Source organism: Paenibacillus sp. Marseille-Q9583 (assembly GCF_976954365.1).
This window is the reverse complement of the sequence record NZ_CDRJTB010000119.1, coordinates 1-8,377: the sequence shown is the minus strand read 5'-3', so window position 1 is coordinate 8,377 and position 8,377 is coordinate 1. Positions and strand designations below refer to the sequence as shown.

13 protein-coding genes and 1 pseudogene are annotated in these 8,377 nt (G+C 38.1%); 10 read left to right on the top strand and 4 right to left on the bottom strand.

Going from position 1 to position 8,377, the window contains the following annotated elements:
- Window positions 1-1,889: TnsD family transposase (locus tag ACWNM1_RS29655; RefSeq protein WP_449603784.1), on the top strand; the 1,889-nt coding region annotated here is incomplete at its 5' end.
- Between the two features lie 374 nt (window positions 1,890-2,263).
- Here the strand turns inward: ACWNM1_RS29655 and ACWNM1_RS29650 are convergent.
- Together ACWNM1_RS29650 and ACWNM1_RS29645 are read right to left on the bottom strand one after the other, a co-directional pair.
- The gene (locus ACWNM1_RS29650; protein ID WP_449603783.1) at window positions 2,264-2,623 is read right to left on the bottom strand and encodes a hypothetical protein; all 360 of its coding nucleotides are present in this window, start codon (window positions 2,621-2,623) and stop codon (window positions 2,264-2,266) included.
- A 119-nt stretch (window positions 2,624-2,742) separates the two neighbouring features.
- Window positions 2,743-3,225, bottom strand: coding sequence for an arsinothricin resistance N-acetyltransferase ArsN1 family A (locus ACWNM1_RS29645; RefSeq protein WP_449603785.1), 483 nt, complete (start codon window positions 3,223-3,225; stop codon window positions 2,743-2,745).
- A gap of 253 nt (window positions 3,226-3,478) precedes the next feature.
- On the opposite strand from ACWNM1_RS29645, the gene ACWNM1_RS29640 reads away from it, so the two are divergent.
- The 5 genes from ACWNM1_RS29640 (at window position 3,479) to ACWNM1_RS29620 (ending at window position 5,710) form a co-directional block, all read left to right on the top strand.
- The gene (locus ACWNM1_RS29640; protein ID WP_449603782.1) at window positions 3,479-3,952 is read left to right on the top strand and encodes a 3'-5' exonuclease; all 474 of its coding nucleotides are present in this window, start codon (window positions 3,479-3,481) and stop codon (window positions 3,950-3,952) included.
- Complete coding sequence (locus tag ACWNM1_RS29635) at window positions 3,933-4,127, top strand: hypothetical protein (protein ID WP_449603786.1); 195 nt, start codon at window positions 3,933-3,935, stop codon at window positions 4,125-4,127. Before ACWNM1_RS29640 ends, ACWNM1_RS29635 begins: the two co-directional genes overlap by 20 nt.
- A gap of 128 nt (window positions 4,128-4,255) precedes the next feature.
- The gene (locus ACWNM1_RS29630) at window positions 4,256-4,393 is read left to right on the top strand and encodes a hypothetical protein (protein ID WP_449603781.1); all 138 of its coding nucleotides are present in this window, start codon (window positions 4,256-4,258) and stop codon (window positions 4,391-4,393) included.
- A gap of 36 nt (window positions 4,394-4,429) precedes the next feature.
- Window positions 4,430-4,789 carry a PD-(D/E)XK nuclease family protein gene (locus ACWNM1_RS29625; RefSeq protein WP_449603780.1) on the top strand — a complete coding sequence of 120 codons (360 nt, stop codon included), beginning with the start codon at window positions 4,430-4,432 and terminating at the stop codon, window positions 4,787-4,789.
- 297 nt (window positions 4,790-5,086) lie between these two features.
- Window positions 5,087-5,710 (top strand): AbiU2 domain-containing protein, encoded by a 624-nt coding sequence (locus tag ACWNM1_RS29620; RefSeq protein WP_449603779.1) that lies wholly within the window; start codon window positions 5,087-5,089, stop codon window positions 5,708-5,710.
- A 51-nt stretch (window positions 5,711-5,761) separates the two neighbouring features.
- Here the strand turns inward: ACWNM1_RS29620 and ACWNM1_RS29615 are convergent.
- Together ACWNM1_RS29615 and ACWNM1_RS29610 are read right to left on the bottom strand one after the other, a co-directional pair.
- Window positions 5,762-5,899, bottom strand: a pseudogene (locus ACWNM1_RS29615) (UvrD-helicase domain-containing protein); the annotation flags it as partial.
- A 395-nt stretch (window positions 5,900-6,294) separates the two neighbouring features.
- Window positions 6,295-6,495, bottom strand: coding sequence for a hypothetical protein (locus ACWNM1_RS29610; RefSeq protein ID WP_449603778.1), 201 nt, complete (start codon window positions 6,493-6,495; stop codon window positions 6,295-6,297).
- A 97-nt stretch (window positions 6,496-6,592) separates the two neighbouring features.
- On the opposite strand from ACWNM1_RS29610, the gene ACWNM1_RS29605 reads away from it, so the two are divergent.
- From ACWNM1_RS29605 to ACWNM1_RS29590, 4 genes are all read left to right on the top strand, one after another.
- Window positions 6,593-6,775 (top strand): hypothetical protein, encoded by a 183-nt coding sequence (locus ACWNM1_RS29605; protein WP_449603777.1) that lies wholly within the window; start codon window positions 6,593-6,595, stop codon window positions 6,773-6,775.
- 167 nt (window positions 6,776-6,942) lie between these two features.
- Window positions 6,943-7,215 carry a hypothetical protein gene (locus tag ACWNM1_RS29600; protein ID WP_076296450.1) on the top strand — a complete coding sequence of 91 codons (273 nt, stop codon included), beginning with the start codon at window positions 6,943-6,945 and terminating at the stop codon, window positions 7,213-7,215.
- Complete coding sequence (locus ACWNM1_RS29595; protein ID WP_076296449.1) at window positions 7,212-7,490, top strand: SDR family NAD(P)-dependent oxidoreductase; 279 nt, start codon at window positions 7,212-7,214, stop codon at window positions 7,488-7,490. Before ACWNM1_RS29600 ends, ACWNM1_RS29595 begins: the two co-directional genes overlap by 4 nt.
- Before the next feature lie 426 nt (window positions 7,491-7,916).
- A complete protein-coding gene (locus ACWNM1_RS29590) occupies window positions 7,917-8,180 on the top strand; it encodes a hypothetical protein (protein ID WP_256717611.1) in 264 nt (87 codons plus the stop codon).
- The last annotated feature ends 197 nt before the right edge of the window (window positions 8,181-8,377 follow it).

Genomic DNA, 8,377 nt, shown 5'->3' with positions numbered 1-8,377 from the left:
TCTTAATGCCGAGTAGTAGGAGTGAAAGCATTATGATAAATTTCCCTTTTTTATTTCCTGATGAAATACTGTATAGTACATTAGCAAGATATCATAGAGATTCAGGAAGTGAAAATCATAAACAAACAGTAGACGATTTATTTGGTGATAGGAATGTATGTGCAGCATTGTTGTTTCCATCTCACCTAGCCGCTCTTTGTAGAAATATGCCAATAGGAAGTAAACTTACACCTGGAGAATTAATAGCTAATCATACATTTTTTCCATATTATATGCCTTTTCTTTCTCATGAAAAGAATTTAGGTTTGGAGGAGATAATGATCTTGGACAAAGGGGCTAGTGCATATATGCATTTAGGAAAGCCAGCCTCGGCAGTAAAGGTAGAAGAAAATCTAAAATATTGCCCGAACTGTGTTGATCAAGATCGTGAAACTTATGGAGAAGCATATTGGCATAGATCGCATCAGGCAGAGGGTGTTTTTATATGCCATTATCATAACAATGTTCTGATTAGAAGCAATGTATCTCATGCTAAGCAAAGAAATAAACATGTGTTTATTTCTTTAGAAAGTATTTTGGAGGATACAGTCGGACACCAACAGATTTCAATACAGCCGCACTCTTTTGAGATAATAGATTATATCGCTAAACAGACCTATAATCTATTAAATTATAGGTTTGAACCACTTGGATTAAAAAATATTAATCAGTTTTATGTTATGAAATTACAACGAATGGGTTTATCCAATCATTCAGGAAGAATTAGATGGGCGGATTTAATTCTTGCATTCACTCAGTTTTTCGGTAAAGAGTTACTTATGAGTCTTCAAAGTTACATTGCACCTTCGCAAGAAGCGACATGGTTACATAAGTTACTTCGAAAACCACGAGTTACATGCCATCCATTAAGGCATCTACTGGTACTTCAATTTCTGGGTGAGACTGTTGAAAGTACATATAATGGAATATGCCATGATAAGCTATCTTTTGAGCCTTTTGGAAAGGGTCCCTGGCCATGTCTTAATAAAGCTGCAAAACATTATAATGACTCGGTTATCCAATCGTGTGAAGTTACTAGAGACTCCAAAACAGGGAAGCCTATTGGCACGTTTTCATGTTCATGCGGGTTTGTCTATTCGCGTAAGGGACCAGATCAAACCACGGATGATCGTTTTAGAGTTGGAAGAGTGAAAAAATTTGGAGAAGAGTGGAGCGAGAAATTAAGAGCAATTGCTCATGAAGATATTCCTTTGAGGGAAATGGCCAGAATACTTGGGTGTGATCCGAAGACGGTGGTTAATAATTTGACTAACAAAGATATCATTGCTGTAACTAAGATTGAGAATCAGCATGAAATTATGGTATATAGAGAAAGATGGAATGGATTAAAAAAGAAAAATAGCCATGCATCAGTAACTGAGTTAAGGAGACTAGATCAGGCTGGATATACATGGTTGTACAGACATGATAGAAAGTGGCTGACTGAAAATACGCCGATTAAGAAATACGAGGCTATTCAGAAAGAACGAGTTAACTGGAAAGAACGGGATGTTGAACTTGCTAAAGAGGTGAAAAATACTGCTGATGCTATATTAAATGAAAAGCATACTAAACTTATCAGAGTTACAAAGACTGAAATAGGGAAAAGGATGGGAAAGTTACCTCTGCTATTTAATATGTTACATAAACTACCTGAGACATCAAATCAGCTAGATAATGTACTGGAGTCGATAGATCAATTTCAAAGTAGGCGAATTGAAATCAGAGCATTAGAATCAATGAAAACAAATACCGTTATTAAGCATTGGGAGCTCGTTCGAGCTTCTGGTTTAAAGGTGGAATTTATAGGAAGTCATCGAGAGCTTCTTAATGGTTTATCTGTTAAATAATTCTAATGTTTTAACGTGGTACCCTCTCACTAGCCAAATTATAACCTTGAATTTGATGTGGCTTCTCTTCGCTGATGCCTATAGCAAAATCGATAACTTTTTCCTGGGCGCTTCCAAGATAGAGTTTCAGATTCAATCCATTCAGGCAGATAGTGATGTAGCGATTGGACAGTGATCGAGACTGCTATTTCTGAATATCCTCGAGGGCTGTGGGCGCTAATATACTGTGTTGGCTGTTCTTCAGCTTGGTACCTTAGGTGCTTTTCACAAATCACACTTACACCTAAAAGAGTCTTCCCCGAATATGGTTCACTTTTTTTAAAGTGTCTACTATCCGGGGTTCAGTTCAACTATTACTATGTAGTTTTATTTTCTTACTTTAAGTACAGAGAATAAATGTCCAGGATGCTATACAAGCCATCCAACAATTCCTTAACTTCTGGAGTTCTTTCTGAATGTACATATTGATCTGAGTAAGTATACGTTGTTGGAGTCATCGAGCTGTGGGAGGTAATGAAATAGTTATCTGGCAAGTCAAATGTTTTATTGATCTTTTCGATTTGTTTATTGTACAGTTGGGAGTCTAAACTTTCACCTTTGATGATCTGATCAATGATAGGTCGGGAGATGTCTGATAGTTTGGACAAAGACAATTTAGAATAGCCTTTCAGCCGAAGAAAAGTTACCAAGTTTTTAGCAATCATTTCACGATAATCGTAAAAATTTAAGCTCATGTTATGACACCTCTTTAATCATTAGATAAGAGTAACTGCTTTTAAAATAAAGAGATTATTGTGGTTGATTGGATCCCCTTGCTCAATAATCAATGTGGTAAATAGATTTACAATAGCTTCTACATAATCATAACATCTATAAAAGCATCATCCATAACGCCTTGTTTCTCAAAAACTCCAACCTTCCTGTAGCCCCTTTTCTGATACAATTCTTGACCTCCTTGGTTGAAGGGAAAGGTAAAAAGTACGATTTTATAAAATTCTTGCTCTAGTGCTGACTTTTCCAAGGATTCGAGAAGGGAGTTTCCTACACCTTGTCCACGAAAGTTACGATCAATGTAAACAGAGAGGTCTGCAACACCGTTATATGCGCAGCGAAGGGAATAAGGGTTAAGAGAGGCCCAGCCGATCACTTCGTCTTCTCTTTCAGCCACTAAGATGCTATAGCGTCCTTGGTGATCTTGGAACCATCTGTTCATGTAAGCTAAACTTTTTTCCTCGGTTTCAAGCGTAGCGATCCTATCTTCGATACCCTGATTGTAAATCCGAAGAATACTATTCAAATCCTCTAATGTTGCTTGACGAACAGTGAGTGTAGAAATCATTGTGAACCATCCCCCTAAATAAAATGATATTATTTTCTCGCCTAAACACATAGATACGATATTAGTTGGATATCGGAATCACATATCCAATCCTTAATCAGGTTTGCGATTCAAACATTGGGTTCAATTACAACTCAGCACTGATAGAAGTCTTTTAATTGGAGAGTTTGCGGAGCTTGTGTATGGGGCAACTTATTATGATTCAGCTGAGTCTAGTTCTAGTTGTAATGTGGAGGTCTTACTTCTCGATTTGAAAGGAAACTTTCTGATCCACAAAGAGCTTGGTTTCGGTCCGAAAGTAGTGGATACGAGGGTTCGGGTAAGCTATCCATCGTTACCGGCTATTGCTATAAAGCGCCGGATGCAAATGGAGATGCTCGCTGAAGAAATGCGGGTCCTCTATGTTGCACTGACTCGAGCAAAGGAAAAACTCTTTATCGTAGGTGCAATACGCAACCTTGATCGTCAAATTGCATCATGGGGTAAACACCTGGAGCATAACCCAATAATGTTACCCGACTTTGATATATCGAATGCGAATTGCTTTATGGACTGGGTAGGGGCATCACTGATTCGCCATCCGGACGCTGCAATTCTCCGAAGTCGGATAGGGATTGAAGAGTCAATTGTTTCTATTCTAAACACGGATGAAGCGGCCTGGACGATTCATGTCGTTGATCCTACGAAAAAAGAGTTTTTTTCGGATGTTAACCAATCTGATTAAAGAGCAGAATCCTGTTCGAGAACAACAATTGGATGCGTTGATGAATAATCGGCCATTACCAGTTGAAAATGAAACGTGGAGTCTGGAAGTTGAGCGCCGATTAAAGTGGACATACCCACACCTTGAAGCAACACAATTATCAACCAAAACAAGTGTAACGGAGATAAGCGGTTAGGGGAGGCGAACCAGATTGCATTTTCGATCTCTTCCGGTGATGGTTATGCTATTCCTACGTTACAGGAAAAAGCGAATTCACTGGGTATGAATGCTTTTCGGCGACCACGCTTTCTAGAAGCATCCAAATTGACATCTGCTGAACGGGGCACAGTGTATCACACAGTGATGCAGCATCTTCCATTGAGTGGAGATGGAAAAACGATCGGTATTCCCGAAGTCGAGGCTACAGTAACGAAGCTACTCTATAAGAGGCTTATTACTTAGCAGCAGGCAGAGGTTATTGATCCTAAGGTAATTGCATTGTTCTTTAAAGAAGCCATTGGAAAAAGGGTCACACAGGCTAAACATCTAAAGCGTGAAGTACCTTTTAATTTTGGTTTGACCGCTGGTGATATTTATCCGGATGTTGTCGGTCCTACTGCTAATGAGGTGATTCTCATCCAAGGTGTTATTGACTGCTTATTTGAGGATGAGCGTGGTCTTGTGCTACTTGATTTTAAATCAGACAGTACAAAAGGCAAAACTGAGGATGAGTTAGAAGGGAAATATCGACTGCAATTGAAACTCTATGAACGTGCCATAGTAACGACATGGAAAGTGCCTGTTATTGAGAAGTATTTATACTATTTCGACGGGTCTAAACTGATCCGAGTAAGCTAATAGAGTAAAAGAGCCTAGTCCTCCGTTGTTTGGGGACTGGGCTCTTTTATTACTAGTCAATACCATAGAGGTCATAAGTTTCTCTCGATATTATAATAGTCTAATTAATCAGAAATATAGATTTAGTCTGAAAATAATGTAGTAAGTAAACGCGCCAGTTACATCGGGTTGTACGGCCACTACTGGTCTGGCTCCTTAGTTTAATTAATAAGTTCCCGATATGTGGTATAGAAAAAAATCCTCATCGTGTATTATGAGAGTACAAGAGTTAAAATAAATACCTTGGGGGCAGTGATAATGAGTACACAATATACAAAAGAGGATTTACTTGAATTTATGGAACAACTATTTAAAGAAATATACCATTCAAACAATAAACTGAACCTCCATCTGTACATGCACAATAAATTCGTGGACAATCAGGGGGTAAGTGATATTGCCATATCCTATTTTGTTATAACGATGGATTCTCTTTTCAATGATATGGTTATCCAGGTATTTAAGATATTTGATAAAAATGGGTACGGTACAATTTTCAAGTTTCTTAATCTAATAGAGGCAAATCCTCATCTTTTCACTGACAAGAAAATATATAAGAAAGCGCAAGCAGATCGGGAAAAATACGAGAATGAAAAAAAAGAATCCATCAATATTATTAGGACCTGGAGAAACCAACTATATGCGCATTATGATAAAAAGTATTTTTTAGAAAAAGACCGCCTTAAACTTGCAGAGGATGCTCCAATGCTGCTCCAAGATATTATAGATTTGCTAAATATGGCCGTAGAAACGATAAATTATTATAGCGGTTTACTTGATTTCGCTAGATTCTCACTGATAACACCGGAAATTACGAAAGACGCTGATAAACTTTTTGAATCTCTCAATTTCTACATCGATCATAGAACGAATAACTTATGATGAAATTGTAGTGACGTGCACGAATTTCCGTATTCACTGACCTTTTTTCATAATGTTTGCTCGATTTAGTAAGGCAAGTTGTCGGCGGATATGTTCCGATTCCGGATGCTTATAATCTTCCTTCTCTAGTGCTTCACGAATCCGCTCCCGCATCTCTGCAGCTGCTGCTTTCGTAAAAGTTGAGATCAAACTGATCTTTTTTGCAAGGCTTTAAACGACCAAACAATTGGGTCTGAAACATCTCATAAAGCTCGGCCCAAGAATGATCTGAAACCTCTATTAAGGAAGATATTTTATCGATTTCTTCCTTCAAATTCCCTACATATGGGCTAGGCCCCGTTGGAGACTCCGCGAGCGATGCGTTTTTCTTTCTTCAAGTCGTAACCCATTAGATGCAAAATGAGAAAACGGACATGCTACAAAACGCTCCATTCGTGAAACAGAAGATTGTAAGCTATTTCCGTACAACAAGAGATTCTTTTGCATTTGGAGTTTCTCTTCTTGATTGTTATATCTCAAAGAATTTGCGATCAGCTCCGTTTTCCCCTTAAGGGTTTCTTGGGAAAGGTAGAAATTATAGACATTCAACCATCCGTCGTAATATTCTCACCATTCATAAAACCCTTTAGTTGGACGATTAGATGTGATAACACCTGTCCAGTCCCAGTAATAAAATCAAGCTGTGTCTCTTCATCCATAAGAGATGAGGGCTGCGTCCAAAGCTGTTTGTTTTCTATCTTGGGAAATAGCTCCTTAACATGGTTAATCACTTCAGAGGGAAGCATAGATTTTCCTTCATCATCAGCATAAGGATAGCTGATCCACAGTCGATGACTTGGTGCGCAATTCCTAAGTGGTTATACAGGGGAAGAATTTAATAAAATGTACCCTGGCATGATTGAAGATGATTATGCAGTAAACACTACACCGGAACAACAGGCTGAATTCCATTTGTGGTTTCCTAAATTGATTCCTGCAGAAGAAACATCCATCGGGGATATTCAAGCACTTATCGGATTTAAAGAAAAATCAAATAGGGGTTGTATGTGCAACTTTCTTAAATAAATGTAGGGTTGCTTTGATCAGCGCTCATTGAGATACAAGAATAATATCAACTGAGAGCTGAGTGTTTCTTATGGGAATTAAATAACGTAATTTAAGTGATACTATAGATTAAAAGTGGATCTGATCACAGAGTAATGAGTTAACTCAAAAAAACGGGTGGTAATTTCATGATCAATTCGAGACATATGCTGAATAGACCCTATATTAAAGAAGTCATTCGTGAACTTAAGCTTATGGGACATGAGGATGATCGTGCTAAAGAGATTTTAATCAAATACTATAGACCGATAAAGAGAAGTTGGGGTTTTGGGCCGAATGCTTACGATTTTGCTAAGGAAATTGATTCTCTTGATAAAGCCGTAAATCGAGAATTCGACTCTTCTGACCCTAATCAGATCTTTATAGGGCATTTGAAAAGGCGGATAAACTCCAAAAATTGAAAGAATTGAGTCCGGCTCAGATAGAGAGTTGGATCAACACCAATCTTATCAGTCCGATGAACGTTACCCGAGTTGTGCTCCCATTCATCCATAAAGCACGCTCAGGTCATATTATCTCTATTTTTGGCTGCGTAATCCGCTTCTTACTCGAAGCCGTTATCGAGCCTGGGTTCTTCCGCACAGAGCTAATGGAACCGGAATCTACCACTTGGCCTGAGTTGTTCATCGATAACTATGCTGAGCCCACAGCAAAACCTCGGAATCTGAATCGATGAACGTTAAACAAGACTGCTATCTAGGTAAACTCGTGAAAGCAATCCTTATCATTCAAGTGATGAGAAGCTACCATTACGCTTATTGCAGATGCCGATTTGATTGCTGCGTTTGGCAGAAGGTTGATGAGCTTCAGGTAAAGGTTGAAGTTTGCTGTTATTTGTCATTTAGCATCTCATATGAGTAAAAGTTCAGTAAGAACTGAATGATATCTTCTATAGAATATCGCAGCTACCTCCGAGGCTAACTTGGGGTAGCTGTTTTTGATTTAGCGGAAGAAACAGAATTTAAGCTTGGTCTTGTTCGCCGTTACCAATGCAAATGGATTGAAAGCTTTAATGGTAGTAGCTTCACTTAAACAGTATCAATTATTGAAAGGTGGAGACAATGGCTTATTAAGAACTACAATTTCAGAGAGGATGCCTAACATGAATTATGATGAGGTTTATAATCTGCAGTTACAGTTACTCAGTTTATACGAAAAAAACGTGCGGCATTTTGGGGCTAATAAAAGGCAAATTGATTATTATAAACAGCAACTTTTCATGTTTGCCGAAGATAAGGTTCAGCGAATTTTTGTCTTAAATCAGTTGTTGAAAATTCATGAAAAAACTCGTGAAGCTCTAGTCAAAGATTGTGCAGACCGATACTTTTCAAGGAATGGATGTGATGATGCTGAATCTAGTATGTAACGGAAGAAATGCATACTTAATAATTAAAGGATAGGTTGTAACACGCGACTTATCTTGGTATAAGACTATAGCAATATGAGATCTTGTATTTTTATGTTTGCTGTAAAGCGATTGATATGACTGGGCTAAGTTTTCCTATGTTCACTCCGACTAGTCTTGGATGGTTATTCATGTTCACTGTGATATCTGTAATGGAA

Coding starts and splice junctions, on each gene's coding strand:
- ACWNM1_RS29650 (WP_449603783.1), bottom strand. CDS start 2,623: ATGAGCTTAAATTTTTACGATTATCGTGAAATGATTGCTAAAAACTTG.
- ACWNM1_RS29635 (WP_449603786.1), top strand. CDS start 3,933: ATGTTAACCAATCTGATTAAAGAGCAGAATCCTGTTCGAGAACAACAA.
- ACWNM1_RS29620 (WP_449603779.1), top strand. CDS start 5,087: ATGAGTACACAATATACAAAAGAGGATTTACTTGAATTTATGGAACAA.
- ACWNM1_RS29610 (WP_449603778.1), bottom strand. CDS start 6,495: ATGCTTCCCTCTGAAGTGATTAACCATGTTAAGGAGCTATTTCCCAAG.
- ACWNM1_RS29605 (WP_449603777.1), top strand. CDS start 6,593: ATGTACCCTGGCATGATTGAAGATGATTATGCAGTAAACACTACACCG.
- ACWNM1_RS29600 (WP_076296450.1), top strand. CDS start 6,943: ATGATCAATTCGAGACATATGCTGAATAGACCCTATATTAAAGAAGTC.
- ACWNM1_RS29590 (WP_256717611.1), top strand. CDS start 7,917: ATGAATTATGATGAGGTTTATAATCTGCAGTTACAGTTACTCAGTTTA.